12 protein-coding genes are annotated in these 23963 nt (G+C 42.7%); 9 read left to right on the top strand and 3 right to left on the bottom strand.

Annotation, left to right across the window (positions count from 1 at the left end):
• The first annotated feature begins 16 nt into the window (after positions 1-16).
• Entirely contained in the window at positions 17-2758 is a 2742-nt protein-coding gene (locus ACR0QN_RS08220; protein WP_432650723.1) for a hypothetical protein, read from the top strand.
• Positions 2759-2767: 9 nt separating this feature from the next.
• Complete coding sequence (locus ACR0QN_RS08215) at positions 2768-3097, top strand: hypothetical protein (protein WP_432650722.1); 330 nt, start codon at positions 2768-2770, stop codon at positions 3095-3097.
• Between the two features lie 34 nt (positions 3098-3131).
• Here the strand turns inward: ACR0QN_RS08215 and ACR0QN_RS08210 are convergent, their stop codons facing one another.
• Positions 3132-3473: a type II toxin-antitoxin system RelE/ParE family toxin gene (locus tag ACR0QN_RS08210; protein ID WP_432650721.1), complete on the bottom strand. Its 342-nt coding sequence runs from the start codon at positions 3471-3473 to the stop codon at positions 3132-3134.
• A complete protein-coding gene (locus ACR0QN_RS08205) occupies positions 3460-3729 on the bottom strand; it encodes a type II toxin-antitoxin system Phd/YefM family antitoxin (RefSeq protein ID WP_432650720.1) in 270 nt (89 codons plus the stop codon). Before ACR0QN_RS08205 ends, ACR0QN_RS08210 begins: the two co-directional genes overlap by 14 nt.
• Before the next feature lie 182 nt (positions 3730-3911).
• Between ACR0QN_RS08205 and ACR0QN_RS08200 the strand changes: the two genes are divergently transcribed.
• The 7 genes from ACR0QN_RS08200 to ACR0QN_RS08170 are packed head-to-tail and all read left to right on the top strand — an operon-like array spanning position 3912 to position 22535.
• Entirely contained in the window at positions 3912-6278 is a 2367-nt protein-coding gene (locus ACR0QN_RS08200) for a DNA topoisomerase (protein ID WP_432650719.1), read from the top strand.
• Between the two features lie 3 nt (positions 6279-6281).
• A complete protein-coding gene (locus tag ACR0QN_RS08195) occupies positions 6282-7790 on the top strand; it encodes a hypothetical protein (protein WP_432650718.1) in 1509 nt (502 codons plus the stop codon).
• Entirely contained in the window at positions 7787-8098 is a 312-nt protein-coding gene (locus tag ACR0QN_RS08190) for a hypothetical protein (protein ID WP_432650717.1), read from the top strand. Before ACR0QN_RS08195 ends, ACR0QN_RS08190 begins: the two co-directional genes overlap by 4 nt.
• Positions 8099-8116: 18 nt before the next feature.
• Positions 8117-10003 carry a diguanylate cyclase gene (locus tag ACR0QN_RS08185; RefSeq protein WP_432650716.1) on the top strand — a complete coding sequence of 629 codons (1887 nt, stop codon included), beginning with the start codon at positions 8117-8119 and terminating at the stop codon, positions 10001-10003.
• Complete coding sequence (locus tag ACR0QN_RS08180; RefSeq protein ID WP_432650715.1) at positions 10004-11257, top strand: DUF3991 domain-containing protein; 1254 nt, start codon at positions 10004-10006, stop codon at positions 11255-11257.
• On the top strand, positions 11254-11631 hold the full coding sequence (locus tag ACR0QN_RS08175) for a hypothetical protein (protein ID WP_432650714.1): 378 nt from the start codon (positions 11254-11256) through the stop codon (positions 11629-11631). Before ACR0QN_RS08180 ends, ACR0QN_RS08175 begins: the two co-directional genes overlap by 4 nt.
• 14 nt (positions 11632-11645) lie before the next feature.
• Positions 11646-22535, top strand: coding sequence for a DUF3849 domain-containing protein (locus ACR0QN_RS08170; RefSeq protein WP_432650713.1), 10890 nt, complete (start codon positions 11646-11648; stop codon positions 22533-22535).
• 175 nt (positions 22536-22710) lie between these two features.
• On the opposite strand, the gene ACR0QN_RS08165 is transcribed toward ACR0QN_RS08170, so the two are convergent.
• A complete protein-coding gene (locus tag ACR0QN_RS08165; RefSeq protein WP_432650712.1) occupies positions 22711-23796 on the bottom strand; it encodes a site-specific integrase in 1086 nt (361 codons plus the stop codon).
• Positions 23797-23963 lie beyond the last annotated feature (167 nt).

Genomic DNA, 23963 nt, shown 5'->3' with positions numbered 1-23963 from the left:
CGAAAGGGAGTTGTTTATGGCAAAGGTTGATAGAAAAAACAAGGAAAATCAGCAGGGCGAAAAACACTCCCTTTCTTCTTTTGAAAAGAAGAGGGGAGCAAAAATCGCTTTTAATTATGCACAGGCACGGACTAACAAAAAATATCGTGTTGTAAATGTGCAGAAAGAACATAGGGATATTTCTCCCACATGCAAAATTATTCACGGAGAAAAGTCCGTAAATGTTCCCGAAAATGAAAATACAGCCAAGCCCGTAAAGAATACGGCAGGCAGGACTTTCACAAACGGACAGACAGCAAATCGGAGAAGTGAAAATCACACTCCCGGTAATGCTCACAAACCCGAAAGTACGGTAAGCGAACCCGAAAAGGCAATCACACCCGAAATTGCACAGCGTATGAAAAGGGCTGCATTTTTGGATCAGCAGAACAAAGCAAACATCAAGGTAAACACTGCAAGGACTGATTTCTCCGAAGCAAAACGTTCTCCCGAAAATACAGAAGATAAAAATTCTGTCCCTGTCATATCTGCAAATGACAGCGGAGAAAAGAAGCCCTATGAGCATAAATATGTTTCGCAGACTGCCGACAGCATTATCCCGGAGCAGAAAAAGGCTATCACTCCCGAAATGGCTCTCCGAATGAAACGTGCTGCCTTTATAGCACAGAAAAACGAAGAAGCAATACAGCTTAATCGGGCTTCTGTCATAAGCACAGAGGAAGAAGAACGGGATGTTGTTTCATATGAAAATGATGATTTTTCCGAAGAAACGGAAAATGTTCCACTGGAACATCTTGACGAGGAGCAGGAAGAAACGCAGGGCTGCTCATATCTTGGCAATTCCGAACACGCTGTTTTTGATACATATAACAATGACTTGAGGGCTTACAGAGCCAAAAACGCTTACGGGGATTATGTTCGGAAACAGAAAAGAAATGCAAAGGAAAGCGGTATTGACCGTCTTGCAGGAACAGCACAGACTGTCGGTGAAATCAGCCGAGGAGAATACGGAAAGCTGATGACCGATGCTGTTGTTGGCAGTTTGGCAGGGGAAAACGTACAAAATGCAATTAACGGTATAGGAACTGTCGGACAGGCTGTTTCCGGCTCCGATTCGGTAGGCAGTAACGTACTTGACGTTTCTTCCACGCTTGCCGCCATTGAAGCGAAAAAGCTGGTCAAGAAGCTGGCTGAAACTGATATTAAGAAAAAGAAACGAGCCGAGGAACGTATGAAAAATCACGGCAATCGTTTTGGAATAGATAAATATGACGAGGTAACAGGAAAAAATGAAAAGTCAAAAGATACCAAGAAAAATGCAGACCGACATTCGGAAGCTCCCGACAAAAAGCAGGGAAGCAATAAAGTCGGCAGCAGTCATAAGCTGCAGCAGGAAAAGCAGGAGTACGCTAAGACGCAGAGGGCAAAGGAGATAAGGGGAAAGCAGAAAGAGATTTTTATCAAGGAAAACAGAAAAATCTCAAACACCCTTTATTCCGCTGCTTCGGGTAAGTCACAGATTTTCAGACGCATATTTGCCAAAAAGGGAGCTTCGCTTATTGTAGGCGGTGGTGTCGGTGCGGTTGTGATACCCATATTTCTTGTGATTATAGTATTCATTCTTATGCTTGCCTTTTTCGGCTGGCTTTCTCCGTTTTCATACGGACTTGCAGGCGAAGATCCCGACACAGAGCATAATGCGGAAACCAAAGCCGAGGTCATAGACGGTTACGCTCTTATGGTGAAAAACTATATGGACGTTACACAGGCGTATTACTACCTCAATTATGGTGACTGGTACGGCGGTACATATCAGTACGAAAGTGCGGAGCTGGACTTTGCTTCATTCTTTGCCGACTATTGCGAAAGCATTGTTGCCGAAATACAAGCGTACTATCAGCCCCTTATAGATCAGGCATCAAGCCCTGCACAGGCTATGGCGATAAGCAGGGCAATGAGTGAAGCTATCCGTCAGGCACTTGCAAATGCACAGACAGCGGCTTATGAGGAGTATTCACAGCTTGTTTCCACTCTTGATGATGAATTTACACCAACAGAACACAGACAGCATTATGAGGTTGAGGTCACAAGCGGCGGAAACGGCATTGATGATTCAGCCGATTTTCATAACAAGCCTATTCCCGGAACAAATAACTTTGGGAATGTGGAGATAAACAGCGAGCTGTCGGCAGAGGAACTGCTTGCATATATCGCCCTTTACAAGAGCCTTATAACCTTAAACCCCGATGATACGCCTGCCGATCCCGATGCGGAGGATGAAGAAGTATCGGTAAATATTACTCCACAAGATATTATGGATTTCTTTGAGGAAACAGAGTTTTTCAGCATAACAACGAATATAACCCACGATAACCCCTGCATAAATCAGAACTGCAAACGCAGGCTTATCGGAGATGCGGAAAGCGGTTACTCTTGGGAATATTATTGCGACAGCGACCACGATAATCTGACCGGAGAAATAGGTGCTTGCCTTACTGCCGATGAATTGCTTGCAAAGGTAATGGAGCTTACCGATTCGGAGAATATGGGAGTTGACGAGGATAACTGCAAGGAAATTATAGAATCGTATCTTGATATGTTCAAAAAGAAGCTTAACATTGACGAGGACGATTTCCGCAAATTCGGTGCGGCGGATAATGAAAAGGCACAGGAATTTTATCAGCTTCTAATAACAGACGAACTGCCCAATGCCGACTTGTGGGAAGTGGACACACCCTTTTCCAATGATGAAGAATAGGAGGACAGAATGAAAAAAATATTCGTCAGGATAAAGGACTTTGTAAAGGTTCATAAGGACGAACATGGCTTCAAATATACGGTCATAATCGTTGTTCTTATCATTGCTGCCATAGCCGCAAGCGAGTGGAGAAAGTGGCAGGACAGCAAGGAGCTTCCCCAAACGGAAATTGTGGAGGAAGCTCCCGTTGAAGAAGATAAACCCGATATTTTACAGAAAATATGGGACGACAGCAAAGCTCATTTTATTGTTTTCGGTGGGCTTGCTATAACCCTTTTTATCGTAAAGTGCAGGAACGAAACCAAACTCACGGAAAGCGGAGGAAAGATTAAGAAATAAAAACGGAAGCCCGAAAAGAGCTTCCGCATTAAAGTCATTCGTCTTTGTAAAGTCTGTACATAAGGGTAGGATAATTTGTCTTGCCGTTAAGAACACGATAGAAAAGTATCTTCTTTTCTTCCTCAAAAACCTTGTAGAACATAAGATATTTTTCAACCACTATCATACGAAAACCAAGCTTTGACAGCTTAGGATCGGGAACAGACATACCCGAATACGGAAAAAGATGTATCTGTTCGGCGGCTTTGTTCATTTTATCCTTGATGCGAACTGCACCCTGCTTACTGCCGAGCATTATAAACGTTGAAATTATTTCAGTCATATCGTTTAAGGCAGCAGGGAGAAATTCAATGGTGTATTCATTAGTTGCTTCCATTGATAATATCCTCCAACTGCTTGTTTACCTCATCGAGAGTGAATGTTTTTGCTCCGCTTAATCGCTGAGCTTCGGCTTCAAGCAGCTTTTCACGCAGATCGAGCATTTCCTCACGATATGAGTATGCTTCCATACTCATAACAACAAGGTCTCCTTCTCCGTTTTTTGTGAGAAAAACAGGCTGATTTTCGGTTTTGCAGAATTCAGCAATATCATTATATTCATTTCTTAAACAGGTGGACGGTCTTATCATCATATAAATCAACTCCTTGAATTGTAATTGCTTTTTACTATACATATTATATCACTATTCTATGCAGAATGTCAAGAGTATATTAGTGCTTCGGATAGATTTTTGGAAAGGTATGATTGTCTGTATATTACATTCTACCAAAAGAGTAGAACAAAATGTATTTTTCGAATGAAAGGAAGTTTTCTATGAACAAGTTAATTCTGGCAGAGAAGCCAAGCACAGCAAGAATACTTGCCCACGTTGTAGGAGCAAGAGAAAAGATTTACAGCGGAAACAGTAATGCCTACTGCTATTTCGGCAACGGCTACTATGTTGTAAACGCAAGAGGTCATCTTTATAGTCTGGGAGAACCCGAAGATTACGGCTTTTCCAAAACATACAATATTGAGGAGCTGCCTATGTTCCCGGATTTCAAGATTTTTACTTGCGGAAAGGATACGGAAGCTCTCCGCACACTTATCTCCGAGCTTATGAGCAGGGACGATATTGATGAAATTATATGTGCCACCGATGCAGGCAGAGAGGGCGAGCTTATCTTCCGCCACATCTATGAAGCCAACAAGTGCAAGAAGCCTGTCAAACGTTTGTGGTGCAATTCAATGACAGATGAAGCCATAAGGGAGCAGCTGAAAAATCTTCCTCCCGACAGCAATTTTGACGGAGAGTATTACGCTGCCCTTGCAAGGCAGAAGTCGGACTGGATAATCGGTATGAATCTTTCAAGGCTCTATGGTGTGCTTGATGACTATGCACATCATATCGGCAGGGTAAAAACTCCCGTGCTTTCCATAATTGCCGAAAGGGACAACGAAATTCTGAATTTCAAAAAGAGTGTTTCCTACCGCCTTGAAATGCCCAACGGAGCTTTATCCGAAACCGCATTTAGCAGCCGTATGGAAGCGGAAAGACAGATGAACTTTGCTAACGGTCAGACAGTATCGGTTGTATCAGTTGTCAGAGAAAGCAAGAGCAAGAACAGACCTCTGCTCCATAATCTCACATCACTACAGCAGGAAGCAAACAATCTGTACGGCTATACCGCAAAGGAAACTCTTGATGCAGCTCAGAGCCTTTATGAAAAAAAGCTCATTACATATCCGAGAACGGACTGTAACTATATTTCCGAAGATATGAAGAACGGAGTAATACGTCTGGTTGACCGCATTGCAGCCATTCCCGAATATGCGGAGAGGGCAGATAAGCTCACAACACAGGGGCTTAACCTTGATGAAAGGGTAGTCAACAACGGAAGAATGAACGGTCACGAACATCACGCAATCATTCCCGAAGCATTCACAGGCAAGGCTGATGCTCTTTCGGAAATTGAGAAAAACATTTACGGTCTTGTGTTAAACCGTCTGCTTTGTGCGGTGGATAAGCCTTACAAATATACGGAAACAAACTATGAATTTCGGTGCAATGACATCGTTTTCAAGCTGAAAACGGAGGTTCCCGAACAGCTTGGCTGGAAAGCCTATGATACCGAAAAGGAAAAATTGGAGAACGCTTCTATTGTCAGCTATGACAAAGATACAACCTTTACCGCCGAGGGAATAACGGTCAAGGAAATTGAAGCACAGCCCCCGAAGCATTTTACCGATGCAACGCTTCTGTCCGTTATGAGCAACATTGACAACCGCATTGACGATAAGGAGCTGAAATTCGTTGTTTCGGGAAAGGGTATCGGAACGGAAGCTACAAGAGCAGAGGTTATCGAAGATTTGATTCGTGCAGGCTATGCGGAGAGAAATCACAGGAATATCGTATCAACTCAGTTTGGCAGGGACTTTATTGCTTCTATTCCCGACAGCGTAAAGTCTGTTGAGCGAACAGCCGAATGGGAGCAGATATTTACAAATATCAAGGAAAAGGGCATATCCGCCGAACCGTTTATCACGGACGTAATGGATTTTGTCAGCTCCGTTATATCCCTTGAAAGAAGTCCCGATAGAAAGCGAACTCCCGTACATAACGATAACCCCAATGCTTCAAAGAGAGAGCCTGTCGGTGTTTGTCCGAGATGCGGAAAACGAGTTTTCGAGGGAAAGAAAAATTACTATTGCGAAAGCGGAATTGAGGGCTGCGGCTTTACCCTTTGGAAAGAGGACAAATTTTTGTCAAGCAGGGTAACACCCGAAAAGGCGGTTATGCTCCTTAACGGTGAAGCTGTAAAAATGAAAGCTGTCAACAGGGACGGCGAAGAATACGAAGCCGAGTATGTTATAGAAGATACGGGCAAGTATATCAATCTGAAAAGAATACCGCAGGAAAAGAAGCCTGTCGGTACTTGCCCCTTATGCGGTAAAAACGTGCTTGAGGGAAGAAAGAATTTCTATTGCGAAAGCGGTGCTGAAGGCTGCGGATTTTCGCTTTGGAAAGAGGACAGATACAACGGCATTACCATAACAGCATCAAACGCTTTTGACCTTTTGTCGGGCAAGAAGATATACAAGGTCAGAAAGAAGCTGAACGGCGAGGGCGAGAAAAAAGCCTTTGTTATGGTTATGAACGGCAAGTATGCCAATATCAGGTCAGCGGAGGAAAAGGGATAAGCTATGTCGGAGAAAAAGAAAAGTGTTTATGAGCTTTGCGCTTGCAGAGATAATGTGTTTTCGGAATTATGGCGAGCTGTTTTTCTTGCGAAGATAAGCGATTTAAAGGGTGCTGAAAATATCGAGGTAAAGACCATTCCCGATGATAAGCTGAGAGGTATTGTTGAAGAACCATATTCCGATGCACTTGCACATCTTCTCATTATGTACGGTGCAGGATATTTCAGCTTTGACAATCTTTCAAGCGTTATTAGAGATGCACCCAAATACAAGGACGAAATTTATGCCGCCGAGGACTTTATAATCAAGCAGGCAGATCTGGACGAAAAGGAACGAGTTTCCGAGCATATCATTCAGAATATTCTCTTATGCACCATAAATTCAAGGAAATATTCCGAGATACAGCCTATCGGATTTGATACCGCACGGCAGCTTTGCGAAAACAAGCATACCGTTATTCTCAACGGATTTGTTTTCGTAAAGGATATGAGTTTCCTTACGCTGCTTGTTCACGTTGAGGAGCTTATGGGAAATTTTGACGGCGAACAGATGAAGGTAGTCACGGCAGGGCAGGTAATCAATGATTTTACCGATAACAAGAGCATTGAGGATAAGCTGTTTCCCAAGAAAATCAATTCCGAAGAAACAACGCCCGGATCGGATAAGGCACAGGAAAAAGAGAGGGATATTCTTGACAATGACTATATGCCCGAAATACCTTTCGTTCTGAATGTCAAGAACGTGTTTTACATTCATCAGCTTTATGAAAAGCCTTATGTTGTTGAATTTGTCCTTTATGCAAAAGCAAACGGGATCCCCTTTGACGATAACTTTGTAAATGAATATACGGCATATATCCGCAGGACAAAAAGGCAGTTTACGGTTGCCGCTATTTCCCGAAAGAGGGAAATTTGCGGTGATGACATTAACTGGTTTGATTACGGCACTACAAGATATGCCGACAAACAAATCATAATTGATAACAAATTTGACCTTACGGAGCATATAGACTTGTCGGGTGATATTACCGATGATGAAAACTTATCGGACGAGGAGCTTTCTGTTCGTGCGGTGGATACATTCCTTGTAAACAAGACATTGCCCGATAAGACGGTGCTTGAGGTTACATTTTCGGGGAAGAAGATACTCTATCTTCTCATTGAGGGTAAAATTGCAAAAACACTTGAAAGCGAGAAATTCCGAAAAATACCCTTTGACTACAATAACGTCTGGACTACCGTTATGGAGTGGTCCCGTTCCAAGCTCATACAGAAAAAGGGCAACAGCATAGTTGTTCCGATTTCCGAATTGCAAAAGCTTCCGGAGAATGACCGGGAATATGCAAAGCGAATGATTGCCGAGCAGTATTCGCTGAAAAAGAGCAACAATAAGATGCTGCAGAAACTCAGCGATCTGAAAAATTATGCCAATAAGGAAATGAAAGTCAAGGAGCAGCAGAAAGCCTTGAAAGACAATCGTGCCGCACCTATAACGGAGGAGGATAAGAAATGAAAGTTTTAATAAGAGAAACTCTCCGAACTGTCGGAGTGAATATTTACGGAGCAGACGGACAACTTCATACCAAAGATTTTTTTGAAAAGTATTTTTCCGATACGGACGGAGCATATCCAACGCTCCCGGAGGAGCAGGAGGAATTTGAAACGGAAGCGGAATGGACTATCATAACCGAAGCCGATTTCAAACATCTTGCGGAAAACCTTGCACATATTCAGAACGCTATTGACGGTGTGCAGGAAAAAATCGAAAACGGGGACAGCAAGGCTGAATACACCTTTAATTCAGACTGTTTCTTTATTTAACGGAGGGAGTGAAATATTATGGCTGATACAAGAGATATTGACCTTGAAGCGTTACTCAAAAGAGTGGAATTTCTTGAAAAGGAAAACCATTCTCTCCGTGCAGAGGTGGAAGAACTCAAAACCAATGATATTGAGATAAAGGCCGAGCTTAATACCATCAACCGTTTTATTTCTGCAATGACGGAAAGTCAGAGCATTGATGAAATTATGACGGAGATCGAGAGTGCGGCAAAGCAGCTTACCGACAGCGATAATATAATTTTCTACTGTATGGACAGCGTTAATGAAAAATTTTTCGCAGAGGACGAGGGACGAAACTGGCAGTCAAAGGCTGAAACCGAATTTCTGAAAAGTGTATCGGATAATCAGGAGATACAGAATGAGGGAACAAGGGCATATATCCCCCTTATTTCTGGAAACGGAAATACTCTGGGAGTAATTGAAGCTGAACGAAGCAGCGGTTTTAACACAGATGACCTTGCCCGAAATTTTAGCAAGGGAGGAACGTTTGTAGAAAACATCAAGCTGGGACTTGAAAAGGAATATCAGCATCAGGGAAGAATTACAGACGAGCTTACACAAATGCTCAATCGTCAGGGACTTAATGAATACCTTGCAAATACCATTGTAAAAGCATTTGCGGAGGGCAAGTCCGTCAATATTGTAATGTGCGATATTGACCGGTTTAAGAGTGTAAATGATACATACGGCCACGATGCAGGAGATGTTATCCTCAAAGGCACAGCTTCAATTATGAAGGATTTTACAAAGGACGGAGCAAACAGCTGTTTCCGTATGGGCGGCGAAGAAATGGTTGCAATTTTCATAACGGATACTCCCGAACAGGGTGTGGATATGGCTGAAAATCTCCGCAGGGCTATCGGAAAGAATGTCAATGAAATTATGGTTGACGGAAAGCCTATGGACTATTCCGTAACTGTTTCCATAGGCGTACACGAAATGCAGCCCGATGTTCCGCTTACTTCCGCTAATGCAAGAGAGGTTTTCGATGCTGAATTTAAGAAAGCGGACAATGCCGTATATGAAGCGAAGGAAACAGGCAGAAACAAGGTAGTTTGTGCAGATGAGCAGACCTACATTTCCTATCTTGCTATGAAAGCCACAGAGGTTTTTGTAAAAAGCGAGGGGATAGAGGATAAGGAAGCGGTAAAGGGAATTTCGGATATGATAACCGACAGTTTTGCGGCTCCCACCGAGGAACAGGGCTTTGATACTATCGTTGATGCACTCCGCACCTATGCTGTTCAGACCTCCGACACTATGCCCGATATATCCGAGCTTGCAGATTTTATTGCAGATAAGATCGAAGCATATTTTGAGAAATCGGACAATGCTCTTTCCGTTTCGGAAATTGAAGAAATACCCGCAACAGAAGCACCGAATAAGCGCGGAAGCGGTTATAACGTTTTTGACATTTTGGACGAGTCCTCTCCCGATATGCTCATATCCGTTGAGCAGAACGGCTGCAAGGAATATATGAAAACAGACAAGTCCTTATTTGATATTCTGTACTGCTGCGATGAGAAAACCCCGTACAAGGCTATAAAGGATATGGCATCGGAATTTATGACCGAAGCGGATTTTGCTTATGAAAATCAGAGCAAAAACATATTAGCGGCTGAAATAAACTTTGATGAAAATTCCCTTACTGCATACAACAATGATATTTATGCTTCAATTCCTCTTGACAGGGCTGTTTCAAATCTGACCGCAGTATTCCCAAAGCAGAAATCATATTATGCAGAAACCCCGGCAAATGACGGAGTATCTTTTTCCGACAGAGTAACTGCTATGAAAGAATGGGCAGACAAGGCACTTGAAAAGGTGAACGAAAAGAATATTCAGAAAGAGAATGTGCTGAAAAAGAACGGAGGTGCAAGATAAATGCTTTATACGGATGAACAAATAAGAAGGGCAAACGAAAGGAGCATATCCGAGTATTTTCAGCAGGAGGGATATTCCTGCAAAAAAATACGGTCGGAAACGCACATTGCAGGCTTTGGCGGTTTTTATGTAAAGGACAGCACTATTCCCAATCAGTTCTATATCCATTCACAGCAGATAGGCGGTGCAGGACTTGTGAGCTGTCTTATGAAGGTTATGGATATGCCGTTCAAGGAAGCTGTCAGAACGGCTCTTAATGGTGAGCTGGGACAAGCCGAGAGAATGGAAAGCGGTACAAAATATACTCCGCAATACAGAACAGCTGCTCCGTCAGCTCCCGAACCTAAGCCCGAATTTATAATGCCCGAAAAGGGTGCAGACAACCGCAGAATGTTCAGCTACCTTACAAAAACAAGGTGCATTGATGCAAGTGTAGTCAATGATTTTATCCGTGCAGGAGTGTTGTTTCAGGACAATAAAGGCAATGCCGTATATCTTCACAAAGAGGACGGAAAGCCTTGCGGAGCTGAAATTCACGGCACAAGCGGAAAAAGCTATACCGTAGGCAATGCAAGGTATTCCGACTTTTCGGCAGACAAAAAGGTCATTCCCACAGAGCCGTACATAGCCGAGCTTATCGGCAGAGAAATGAATGACAGCGGTGTGAGATTTGCAGGATATGTTTATGAAAACAATGCAAATATCGTTACCGACAGCACAGGATATTCCGCAATTATGGGGAAGATTGCAGAAATTCAGAGCAGGAGCATTGACAGGGAAGCAATAGACAGCGAGGTAAACGGCAAGCTGAAAAACTACAAAGGTGTTGCACCCGGAACGTCCGAGAGCTTCTTTCAGTATGACAAGGGCAATCCGCAGAAAGCGTTTGTTTTTGAAAGCTCCATTGACCTTATGAGCTTTATTTGCCTGCACCCCGACTGCACAGACTGTAAGTTTGTCGCAATGGCAGGGCTTAAACCCAATGTTGTGGAAAAGCTCCTTGCAGGCGGCCTGCCCGTTACCCTTTGTGTGGACAATGATACGGCAGGACAGAGCTTTATAAATCAATTCGGTTCACGATGCAGATATTTTACAGAGTGCAGAATGAACAACGTAAAGGATTTTAACGAACTGCTCAAAATGAAAAAAAACGTCCCTTTTTCGGAAAGAGTGGGTGCGGTGAAAAGCTGGGCAGATAAGGCGATACAGAAGATTTCCGATGAACAGTCAAGAAAGGTGGCATTTGCAAGATGATTGATGAAACTATGATTTCGGCAATTCACGAAGAAGATATGAACGCTGATGAAAATATTCCCGTAAATGATGCGGAAAAAAATACATCTCCTGAAAAAGCAAAGGTATCAAAGTCCGAAAAAAGGCTTGAACGACTTGCGGTATTAAAGGAAAAGTATGAAAAGGCTTCTACCGCACAGGAAGCGGCGGCAAAGAAAACAGAAAGCATAAGCTCACAGATCGAAAAGCTGGAAAAGGAGATACGCACCGAAGAAATTGCAGAGATTGACAAGCTGCGTATCGAAAAGAACTTTTCATACGGGGATATTGCAAAGATTATCCGCAGCGTTCCCGACGGTATGACCGCAGATGACATAATAAATCTTTTTGTGTAAAGGAGTAATGGACTATGACCGAATATGTAAACAAGGACTACTACAACAGCATCAAGGGAAACTGCACCTATATCGACCTTAACGCAAACACCATACACAAGGTTATGGAAAGGCTTCGTGCCGAGGGCATTATGTTTTCGGCTACATACGGCGGTTATCGCAACACCATTGCTGTCAGCAAGAATGATGCACAGAGAGCCAATGCCATTGCCGCCGAATACAAGCGCCCTGCACAGAATAAGCAGAATTATCAGCAGCGTATCATCGGCAATATCGAGTATTCACAGATAAGGGACAGGAATTTTATTAACACCGACCCTGCAACGGCATTACAGGTCGCAAATCTTCTGTCGGGTGATACAAGCATAAGATTTTCGGGCAGAATACTTGCCGATTCCGCAACTATTACAGTAAGCGGAAGAAAAAATGCGGAAATGGTCAACCGTATGATTGAAAATATCCGCAATGCCGACATCATAAACGATCTTTACCGTGCAGGCTATGAAAGAATGGCTGATACTAACGGCTTTGTAAATATACGCAATAACAGCACAGGCGAAATAGTTGGCTTCCGCAGTATGGATATGGTCCGTGAAATGTTCCACGATCAGAGCAATGAGTTTTTTCACCCTTCCGCATATCGTGTGGATATGACAGCGGAAACCGCACAACCCTACTATATTTCCAAGGTCGAAAAAGCATCGGCGGAGGAAAGAAATGTTTATGTTGATGAAAACGGCGGTGTGCCTACCTTTGAGAGCCAGCCCGAAGCGGAAGAATATGCGTCTAATAACGGTATTGACCTTTCGAATTTTGAGGAAATAGTATCTGAGGAAGAAACCATTTCCGAAAATGTTCCACTGGAACATCTGGAAATTTCCGATGCTCCGCTGTCTGTTCAGTTATCCGAAAGAATTGCGGCAGAGTACAACTTTTTCATCTCAAATCTGAAAAATGAAAAGCCCGAAGTAATCATTGCCGCTGCTTATGAGATAAACACAAAGGATAATATCCGCACTTATGTGGAAAATGAGGAGCTTGACCTTTCCGATGCACAGATGAAGGCACTTTTGTCAAGCGAAAATCTGCTTAATGAAGTGTATCAGGAATGGAACAAGAACGAGTCTGCCAACAGCTATGATGATGTTTCTATGATACTTGCTGACAGGGCAGACAGGATTCTGCTTTCTATGGAATGCAGAGAAAAGGAAAATGTTCCGGTGGAACATATTGAAACCGAGCAGAAAGAACCCCCCGCACCCGATGTTCCGGTGGAACATTCAGAGCCAAAGCAGGAAGAAACTGTTTTCAGTAATGTTCCCGTATATACAAAGGCACCTGCCGAAGCAAGGGAGCAGGGAGAAATTGAAATTTACAGAGAGAGCAGAAAAGCCAATTCTGCTTGTGCTGATATGATAGATGCTGTTCTCAGCAAGCACTACAATAACAACAGGATAGATTCGGAAAGTGCCTTGAATGACCTTCTTGAAAAATTTTCTGCCGACCGTATCGCACTTGTAACTGCTTTGAATATCAGAAGCAAGGACTGGGACGGACGTATATCGAGAGAAAACAAAGAATGGGCTAATGTTTATCTTTCCAATGTTGCTCCCGAAATTAGAGAACGCCCCGACGGTTGTTATCTTACCACTCACCCCGGCTTATTAAATCTTTTTGCCAATACAGTCCGTTCACATCTTGAAAAGGAAAAAGAGCTTGCAGCACAGGAAAAGGACGAGATTTACGATACACTTGACCTTGATAATAATGCTATTACTTTCTCCGTAGTAACTATTGACAGCGATGTAAGATTTGTAGTCCCCGAACATCTTGACAGATATGATATTCACGCTCTTGAACAGTATCAGGACTATATTGCAGTGCATCAGGAGGAAGAAGTCAGCGTATCGGTTGAATACTTGATGCTGGGTGATATGGACATCGAAACCGAGAGTGCATTATCCGATGAAGCCGATTTTATCGAAAAGCATCTTGACGAGGTGCTGGATTACAAATATACCACATCTTTGGAATATGAAGAATATACCATAAAAACTCCCGATGAAATGCTTGAAAGCAAGCAGGAAGAAATGCAGCTTGAACAGGCAAAGGAGTATATCCGCAGTTACCTTGAATCGGAGTTTTTAAGCGAAAATGTCAGCTTTGATGACCTTGAACATATCTCCGCAGGCTATTCCGTTCTGGGTGAGTACGGCGAGTACGGTTTGCAGATGGAAATTGACCTTGTAAATCTCAAAATCAGATATACGATTGATAATGAAAACATAAAGACCGAAAGCTATGACAGCCTTGCGGAAATGAACGAGCTGGCATTATCCGAGCTTAACTTTGATGATTTTTATTCAATCGGTACAGATGCACTTGCTGAATTTGAAGCAAAGAGATTTCGTCTTGCTATTCCCGACCTTGCCATTGATGCGGATATGCGAGAGATAGACTGCATCGAGGTACAGACTCCCGATGATAAGCTGGTTTTCTATTACAGCAAAAACAACAATGACATTGAAAGAGCTTGGGAAAGCGATGATAATTCCGATACTGCCGTAAGAATTGAGGAAGTCAGAAACGATCTGCTTAATGCAAAGGCCGCAGGCTTTATAATCAATGTTCGTGAAACAGGCTATGTTCCCGTAAATCTTTTCAATAGCCTTGACTATGATGAAAACAAGGCATTCTCCGATTTTATTTTTTCTATGGATTTCACGGTAGTAAAGGTTGGAGAAAAGTATGCGTTAAGAGATGAAACCAATTACGGGGATATTCATTCCGATACATTTGACGATGCTTCCGCTATGACAGACAGGCTTGATATTTACATCAACGATTTTTATATCACCGACATTGCCGAGCAAATGGAGGCCGCAGGACTGGGAGATATTGTTCTTCTTGATGAAATGACATCTCTTGAAAGAATATACAAGGCGATAAAGGCTGCATCTTCCGATGACAGAATGAAAGAGTTTTTCAATAATCATCTTTCGGATATGAAGGTAATTGACCTCTGCATCAACAAAATCGAAAGCGTTGACCTTGATATTGCCTTTGAAAATGCGGAAATTGAAACTCCCGTTGTACCCACAGGAATATCAGTTATCGAGGACATTGACAATGCGGTTTTAATGTGGGAGAGAGGTATTGAGATTTTCTGCAACAACGAGCCTGTTCCTGCTCACAGGGCAGGGGACAAGGCTTCGGAGGTTTTTGAAGATGAAAGCGGAGTATATACCGCAAGCAAGTCGGACGCTGAAACTTTTGCTTCTGCCGACACTATCGCTTCCGCAATCTGGGATATGAACGAAACCTTCAATGCAGTCCCCAAAGAGGTAGGTATGCCCTATTATCTGTCCCTTGAAAAGAGCTATGACGAGTGGGCAGATTACAAAAAGGGATTGAATGAATATGAGAACACTCTCAATGCCCTTTATGACGGAAACTATTCCTCTGTTATAACCTACATTGAAAATATAAGGGACTCCGAGGACGTAAGCGATGAACTCCGTGAACAGGCTGAAAGTCTGCTTGATGAGGTTGAGCATTTCAAGGAGCTTTCGGGCATTCCCGAAAAAAACAGCAAGGAAATTGAAAACCTTGCAGGCAGATTAACAGAACATCACCCCGGAAAACTCAAGATAGAGGAATACTATGAAAGCTATCTCCCTACCGTAAATGACCTTGCATTTTTTATAAAAGACCTTGTTGAAAATGAAAGACAGGGCTTCGGTTTAGGCGGTTATGCAGCTTCTCCTAACGGTATTACCCTTCCCGACCTGACAGAATATTCGTGGGAACAGGTTGCACAGGCAGTCATAAAGGCAATGGAAAATGACAGATATATTTCTGCCGATGAAAGAGCCGAGAAAGCCAATGCTCCCAAGTACACCATTTATCAGATAAAAAAGGGCGAAGAATATCACAATTCAAGATTTACCGACTGGAAAGCTTTGAAGCGGTATAATGTTCCTTTTGACAAGAACAGCTATGAATCTGTTTACGGCGGTTATCTTACTGACATAAGCAGAAGTCAGAACAGGGCAGTTATTCTTGATGATATTTTCAGAAAATTCAATGTTGACCGTCCCGAAGATTTCCGAGGACACAGCCTTTCCGTAAGTGATATTATCGTCCTTGAGGACAAAAACAGCAGCTCCGCATTTTTCGTTGATTCATACGGAATGACGGAGGTTACCGATCTGTTTTTTGATTTGGAAAAGCAGAATATTGACATTTCCAAGCTGTCGGAAATTACTCTTACCGAGGAATATGACCGCAGAAAGGATCAGCCCGATGATTTCCTGCACATAAAGAACACCATTTCTTTCAGCAATCTGAATTCTTCGTATCTCATAGGCAGATACAAGGAATTTACATATGAAGATGATGTTCTGCCCGATGCGGACGAGGGTGACACATTCACCACAAGACAGGGTATGCTTGCAGAGGTGCAGGAATTTTTTGAGGATTCAAGGAGTGATTCTACAAAGAGCATTTCAATAACCGATTTGAACGGCAAAACAACCGTCCTTGAGGGCAGGCTGTTTGAGTTTGATGCAACCGAGGACAGGCTTGCATTTATGATTCCTAATGTGGGCTATGCGGAAATGTTCGAGCGTGACGATGACAGCTATGATTACACCATTTATGACAGCGATTTCAATGTTAAGGACAGCGGCGTTTACGATGATGTAAGCATTTCTCTCCGACAAGCATTCACCATTATTCTGGAAGATGCAGGCTATGACATTGACAGATGCGAGCCTATGGACTTTGAAAAGGTACACGGCAGAGCAGAGGAAAAGGAAGAACAGTCTGCCCCTGCATCTGATACGGGAAGAAAGAAGTCGGGCAATGAGGTCGAGGTCGGAGATGTATTTTTATATAACGGACGGGAATACACAGTAGAATCGGAAAAAGGCATTTATCCCGATGATGTTGGTATTTCATATTTGGAGCAGACAGGCGGTGTAACCTATCTTGCTACACAGAATATTGACAGATACAAACTTGCGGAGAATGGTATTTTCCTCGGCAATCCCAATAAGGTGCAGGAGGAAGAAGCACCTTTGACTGAATCCCAAAAGTCGGAGTATGTTCCGAAAATCGGTGATTTGATTGACATCAATGATGAACTGCTTTCTATTTCCGATATAAGCGGCAGTATCATTACATTTACCGAAACGGAAAATCTTCTGGGCAATACCTCCCGAATGAGCATATCGGATTTCCTTGCAAGCGATTTTACTGTTGTTGAGGAAGCCGAAAGAGAAGCTGCTCCCGATGTTCCGGTGGAACATTTTGAAGCGGAAGCAGAGGTTGAAACCGTAAATGTTCCGGTGGAACATCATACTTCCAATGCGAGAAATTACGTTATTACCGATGATAATCTGGGTGTAAAAACACCAAAGGCGAGATTTGCCGCCAATGTTGAAGCTATCCGCACTCTGAACGCTATCGAAGCGGAGCAGAGAACAGCAACACCGAGCGAACAGGCTGTACTTTCGGGCTACACAGGCTGGGGAGCTATTCCACAGGCTTTCGATTCCGACAATAAGGAATGGAGCAATGAATATGCAGAGCTGAAAGAACTGCTTTCCGATGAGGAGTATATGGCTGCAAGACGTTCTACTATGAACGCACATTTCACCTCTCCTATAATCATAAATGCGATATATGAGGGGCTTGCAAACATAGGCTTTGAAAGCGGAAAGATATTAGAGCCTGCAATGGGTATCGGAAACTTTTTCGGAGTAATGCCCGAAGCTATGAGGACAAGTGAGCTTCACGGCGTTGAGCTTGACAGCCTTACGGGAAGAATTGCAAAACAGCTCTATCCCGATGCGGACATTCAGATAAAGGGCTTTGAAAAAACAAAGTTCGGAAATGACAGCTTTGATTTGGTTGTGGGAAATGTTCCTTTCGGAGATTACAAGGTTGATGACAAGGACTACAACAAGCATAAATTCTACATTCACGACTATTTTGTGGCAAAATCCATTGACAAGGTTCGCCCCGGCGGTGTGTTGGCTGTCATAACCTCAAAGGGAACAATGGATAAGGAAAATCCCGAAATGAGGACATATATTGCACAGAGAGCAGAGCTTTTAGGTGCGATCCGTTTGCCCAATGATGCGTTTAAGAAAAATGCAGGCACAGAAGTCACCTCCGATATTCTGTTTTTCCAAAAGCGTGAAAGACCTATCGAGATTAAACCCGATGAAGTTGAGTGGATCGCAAAGGGTACAACAGACGAGGGCTTTTCCGTAAACAGCTATTTTGTAAATCACCCCGAAATGGTGCTTGGAACTATTGCCGAAGCAAATCAGAAATACGGTCCCACAGAAAATACACAGGTTCTTCCCATTCCCGGTGCAGACCTTAAACAGCAGCTTTCCGAAGCTGTAAAGAATATTCACGGCACATATACACCTCAGACAAGGAAAGCGGAAAAGAAAAAGGAAGCAGAGGAAGTTATCCCTGCTCCTGCTAATTCGAGGACTTACAGCTATTATGCGGTAGATAACAGCATTTATTATCGTGGCGATGATGAAACTATGAGCAAGGTCAAGCTTTCGGGCGATGGTCTGAAAAGAGCTTTGGCAATGGTTGAAATTCGTGATACTGTCCGTGAACTTCTTGATATGCAGCTTGATAATGCAGACCATTCTCTTGACGGAGATATTGCCGATAAGCGTGAAAAGCTCAATCAGTTATACGATAGTTTTACTGCAAAGTATGGACATTTTGACGAAAAGAAAAATGCCCGTCTGTTCAAGGGCGATGACGGATACAGCTTCCTTACAGCACTTGAAGCAAGGGACAAGGACAGCGGAGAATACACCAAAGCCGATATTTTCTATCACGATACCGTTAAGCCCAATAACATAGTTGAACACGTTGAAACTGCACAGGAAGCACTCATTTTATCCGTTGCCGAAAGAGCAAAAGTCGATTTTGATTATATGACCGAGCTTTGCGGAAGGGATAAAAATACCCTTATAAATGAGCTTGAAGGCCAGATATTCCGACTTCCACAGGAAGAAGAAAAGTATGTGACTGCCGATGAATACCTCACGGGCAATATCCGACAGAAGCTCCGTGACCTTAATAATGCTCCGGACGGAATGGACGTAAGCAGGCACAGAGAAGCTCTTGAAGCTGCAATGCCTAAGCGAGTTGAAGCGAAGGACATTTCCGTCAAGCTCGGCTCACATTGGGTAGCTCCCGAATTTGTTACGAAATTCATAAATGAAAAGTTCAAGCCGAGCTGGAGAAGCGATGTCACTGCACAGTACAGCAAGGCTTCCGGCAAGTGGAAGATAGAGGGTGCAGGCAAAAACGATAAAACAAGCTATGCCGCAATGCACGATTACGGTACAAAGCGTAAAGATGCGTATGCGATTCTTGAGGGCATTCTCAATCACGAAGATCTGACTGTCAAAGACCCGAAGCTGGACGAAAACGGCAATCCTGTCCGTGATTCAAGGGACAACATTGTCAAGGTGACAAATCACGAAGAAACCAAGGCTGTTCAGTCAATGGTACGAAAAATCGAAAATGAATGGCAGGACTGGATATTCAAAGATCCCGACCGCAGAACCGTTCTTGTGGACAAATACAACGAGGTATTCAACAGTATCAGGCACAGAGAATATGACGGCTCACATCTTAATTTTGTCGGTATGAACAGCGATATAACCCTTAAAGATCATCAGAAAAATGCTGTTGCAAGAGCGTTATACGGCGGAAATACGATGCTTGCTCATTGTGTGGGAGCAGGGAAAAGCTATGAAATGATAACCATAGCAATGGAGGGCAAACGTCTGGGACTGCATCATAAATCCCTGTTTGCCGTACCCAATTCCCTTACGGAGCAAATGGGCAGGGACTTCAAAAAGTTATATCCTGCTGCCAATATCCTTGTTGCCACAAAAAAGGATTTTGAGCCTAAAAACCGCAAGGAATTGTTTGCAAAAATTGCAACGGGCGAGTGGGATGCGGTAATTGTCGGACATTCTCAGTTTGACCGTATGGGACTGTCAAAAGACCGTATGGAAAAATATATGCAGGCTGAAATAGGCAATCTCCGTGAACAGCTTGAAGAAGCGAAAGACAAGGACGGAAGCAAGAGCTTTTCCGTTAAGGAGATTGAAAAGACAATAGCCCGTTATGAAAAGAAGGTAAAGGACAGTTCCGAAAAGGTAGCAAAGGACGATTATATCGACTTTGAAGAAATGGGCTTTGACAAAATTTTTGTGGACGAGTGCCATCTATACAAGAATCTGGGTACAGCAACAAAAATGTCTAATGTTGCAGGCATAGGCACAACAGGTTCGGGCAAGGCGGCTGAGCTGCTTATGAAAACAAAGTATCTCGATGAAATAACGGGAGGCAAGGGTTTGGTCTTTGCCAGTGGAACGCCCGTCAGCAATAGTATGACCGAGCTTTACACGATGATGCGTTACTTGCAGACAGAACTTCTGAAAGAATGTGACATCAATCATTTTGATGAATGGGCAGCTGATTTTGGCGAGGTCAAGACCGATTACGAATTAAAACCGGAGAGTGACGGAAAGTATCAGCTGAAAACAAGATTTGCGAAGTTTACCAATCTCCCGGAGCTTATGGGAATGTTCAAGGAAGCGGCAGACGTCAGAACAGCTGATACTCTGGACCTTGAAAAGCCTGTTTCACACGTTCACGAAGTTGTTGCACAGCCCTCAAAAATTCAGAGAAGGCTCATAAAGTCACTTGCTAAAAGAGCAGCGAAGATCCGTGACGGAAACGTTGATCCAAAAGAGGATAATATGCTTTGCGTAACCAATGACGGACGAAAGATAGGTCTGGATCAGCGGCTTATGCAGCCCGGCTGTCCCGATAATCCAAACTCAAAGGTGAATATGTGCGTAAATAATGTTTTTGATATTTATACAAAGACAGCGCCCAACAGAAGCACTCAGGTTATTTTCTGTGATATGTCCACTCCGAAATCCGATGCACGTCAGGACAGATTTGAAATATATCGTCCCGACAAGTCAAAGGACAGCGGTTTTGACCTTATCCGCAAAAAGGTAGGTTTGGGCAGCGGAGATGAGGACAGATCCAAAAGAATTTCGTCATTTGCAGATATAAAGTCCTATGTGGATAAGCATTCTCCCGATGCGGAGGATAAGCTGCAGGAGGGAGATATTGCAGTATTCCGTATTCCGAGCGAGGACGGAACATCTATCGAATCAAGAGCGGCGGTGTACACAAACGGACAGCTTATTGAAGATAATTCCTATGATTTGCTTGACAGTCTGGGAATGTCACCAATAGAAGCAATGCCCGAAAAGCCCTTTAATGTTTATGATGACATTAGAGATAAGCTGATTAAGCTGGGCGTACCCGAACAGGAAATTGCTTTTATCCACGATTATGATACGGCAGAAAAAAAGCAGGCTCTTTTCAATCAGATGAACTCCGGCGAGGTCCGTGTGCTTCTTGGCTCAACGGCAAAGTGCGGCGCAGGAATGAATTCTCAGCAGAAAATGATAGCTCTCCACCACCTTGATGCACCGTTGCGTCCGTCAGATATGGAGCAAAGAAACGGTCGTATCGAACGTCAGGGAAATGAAAATCCCGAAGTTGATATATTCCGTTACGTTACCGACAAGAGCTTCGATGCCTACCTCTATCAGATTTTGGAGAACAAGCAGAGGTTTATCTCACAGATTATGACCTCAAAAACTCCCGAAAGAACTTGTGCGGATATTGACGAGCAGGCTCTTGACTATGCGGAGGTAAAGGCACTCTGCGCAGGCAACCCTTTGATCAAGAAAGAAATGGAGCTGCAGGCACAGATAAAGGATCTGAAATCCGAAAAGGCTCGTTACAATGAAAACCTCTATGAGCTTCAGGACAATATCCGTGTGAAATATCCCAATGAAATTATGCACAGTGAGCTTGTAATCAAGCATTACACGGCCGATTTGCAGACTGCAAATTCTGCTCCGAAGGCTATTGATGAGGAGGGCAAGGTATCATATCCTCTGAAAATGGGCGATAAGGTTTATCCTACACGAAAGGAAGCAGGCGAAGCATTCAAAGAAGCTGTCTGCAAAAATCTCGGAATGATGATGTCAGGCAAGGAAATTCAGCTTGGAGAGTATCGTGGCTTGCAGCTGTCGGTGATGTACAACGATTTCCGTAAAATGCCGCAGGCTTGTCTTAAAGGCGAAAAGGCTCATTATTGTGATATAAATATTGAAACAACCGCAGGCAATATAATCAGGCTTGACAACGTTATAAACAATATTCAGAAATCCATTGATGACCTTTCAGCAAAGGTGGAAATAAAGAAAAACGAGCTTGAGCAGATGAAAATTGACGTAGAAAAGCCCTTTGAAAAGGAACAGGAGCTTGCTGCTGCGGAAGCGGAGCTTGAAGATGTTCACATAAAGCTCACTCAGTTTGAGCTTACGGACGATTCGGCACAAAAAGATATGTTTGAACGCCTTGTTGATACATTCCCCGAAGTGTTGACAGGGGAGAAGTCTTATGTCAAGTATGAAGCAGATTGTTTTATGCCCCTGCACGTTGAAATGAACAGCGATATTCTCACCATAGCTCAGACCTATGTTCAAAATGGCGACCTTATGTACGATCCCCGTATTGACTTCAAGGTTGATTACGAGAACAAAAAGGTCATTCCCAAAAGCTTTGAGAACAGCGGTATGGGTGTATATGAGCAGTATGATATTTCAGACGGAAAGCCCGAAACTATGAAGCAGATAAACGATATTCTTACTTTTGCCGATGACTGGATGGACAGGATCGAGGAGCAGGGGTATTCAGCTCCTCCCGAAACAGGTGAAGAAGAGCATAAGAGAGATAATATCAGCCGTTAATGAGCTGATAGACGGTTCATAGATATATAATGTGAAAAGCGGTCGTGATTATGACCGCTTTTTTATTTATGAGTATCAAAGCTCTGTAAGCATTTAAAAAGTGTAAGTGTCCACATTATTTCGCAAAATATAGCCTTTTGCGAAAAATGACAGCATTTCCACACTATTCAAGATATCAGATATCAATTTTCACTCTGTTCATATACTCAAATTTCTGCTGAAAATCAGAATGAACATAGCGGTTAAGGGTAATTTCTACGCTGTTATGACCTAAAATTTCAGACAGTGCCTTGATATCAAACCCCAATTTTACGCAATTCGATGCAAAATTATGACGAAGCGAATGAAAATGAACTGACGGTAATTTTACGTTTTTTAAAACCTTTGAAAACCGATACTGCATCGTTCTCGGTTCAATGGGCTTTTCGCTGCCTGACAAAATAAATTCCCGATCATTACCCTTAAGTCTTTTCAGAAAATCCATCACACATTCGGGAATCGGAATGCTTCTTCTTGAAGATTCACTTTTGGGTTCGGTTATAATTATTTTGGTTTTTTTATTTTCATCTGAACATTGGATCCTTTGAATTGTTTTTCTGACGGTCAGAATACGTTTTTCCAAATCCACATCTTCCCACTGTAACGCAGCAAGCTCTCCAATCCGTATTCCTGTTGACATAGCCAGTGCAATACCGAGCGTGGTGTGATTTGGATCATGCGATATATATTCCGGTAATTTTTTCTGTTCGCTCTGATCGAGAAGTCTTATTTCCGCATATTTCTTTTTATGCATCGTTATCCCGTTCATCGGATCTGAAATGTGATATTTGCCTGAAGCATACTTAAATATTGATTTCATAAGAGTAATAATATCCGATACATATCGGTTTGACAGCCCTTTTTCTTGTTTCTGCTCAATAAATACGTATATATCCGAAGATGTAATATCATCAAATACTGCTGTCCCGAAAACCGGCAGAATGTGTTTCTGAGCCTTCATGGCATAATTGGCTGCCGTAGATTCTTTGACCCTATGCTTGATAGCTTGATACCATTCATCAAAAATTTCAGATATTGTTTTTAAGCAATGTCCTGTTGAAATTTCTTTTTCAAGAATACAGGAAATTTTCTCTTGAACATCTTCCTTGGAACGCCCAAAAACATACTGAAATCTCCTTTTGCCGCTCTTGCTTTTCCCTTTTGATATACGTCCTTCATATCTTCCATCTTTTCTGTGATAGATATTATAGTGTCCTGTCATAATATTACTCCTCAAAAATAATTGTTAAATAACAACTATTAAAATATTAATTATTATTAATATTGAAATTATTTATTGACATTTTCAAAAAAATGTGGTACTATATAAATAATCTTCAATGAAAGTAACTACATTATATCATCTTTCGCAAAAGGCTATATTTTGCG

Source organism: Huintestinicola sp., assembly GCF_050874005.1.
In the GTDB taxonomy this organism is placed as follows: domain Bacteria; phylum Bacillota; class Clostridia; order Oscillospirales; family Ruminococcaceae; genus Huintestinicola.
This window is presented reverse-complemented; position numbering and strand designations above follow the sequence as displayed.

Coding starts and splice junctions, on each gene's coding strand:
- ACR0QN_RS08220 (WP_432650723.1), top strand. CDS start 17: ATGGCAAAGGTTGATAGAAAAAACAAGGAAAATCAGCAGGGCGAAAAA.
- ACR0QN_RS08215 (WP_432650722.1), top strand. CDS start 2,768: ATGAAAAAAATATTCGTCAGGATAAAGGACTTTGTAAAGGTTCATAAG.
- ACR0QN_RS08210 (WP_432650721.1), bottom strand. CDS start 3,473: ATGGAAGCAACTAATGAATACACCATTGAATTTCTCCCTGCTGCCTTA.
- ACR0QN_RS08205 (WP_432650720.1), bottom strand. CDS start 3,729: ATGATGATAAGACCGTCCACCTGTTTAAGAAATGAATATAATGATATT.
- ACR0QN_RS08200 (WP_432650719.1), top strand. CDS start 3,912: ATGAACAAGTTAATTCTGGCAGAGAAGCCAAGCACAGCAAGAATACTT.
- ACR0QN_RS08195 (WP_432650718.1), top strand. CDS start 6,282: ATGTCGGAGAAAAAGAAAAGTGTTTATGAGCTTTGCGCTTGCAGAGAT.
- ACR0QN_RS08190 (WP_432650717.1), top strand. CDS start 7,787: ATGAAAGTTTTAATAAGAGAAACTCTCCGAACTGTCGGAGTGAATATT.
- ACR0QN_RS08185 (WP_432650716.1), top strand. CDS start 8,117: ATGGCTGATACAAGAGATATTGACCTTGAAGCGTTACTCAAAAGAGTG.
- ACR0QN_RS08180 (WP_432650715.1), top strand. CDS start 10,004: ATGCTTTATACGGATGAACAAATAAGAAGGGCAAACGAAAGGAGCATA.
- ACR0QN_RS08175 (WP_432650714.1), top strand. CDS start 11,254: ATGATTGATGAAACTATGATTTCGGCAATTCACGAAGAAGATATGAAC.
- ACR0QN_RS08170 (WP_432650713.1), top strand. CDS start 11,646: ATGACCGAATATGTAAACAAGGACTACTACAACAGCATCAAGGGAAAC.
- ACR0QN_RS08165 (WP_432650712.1), bottom strand. CDS start 23,796: ATGACAGGACACTATAATATCTATCACAGAAAAGATGGAAGATATGAA.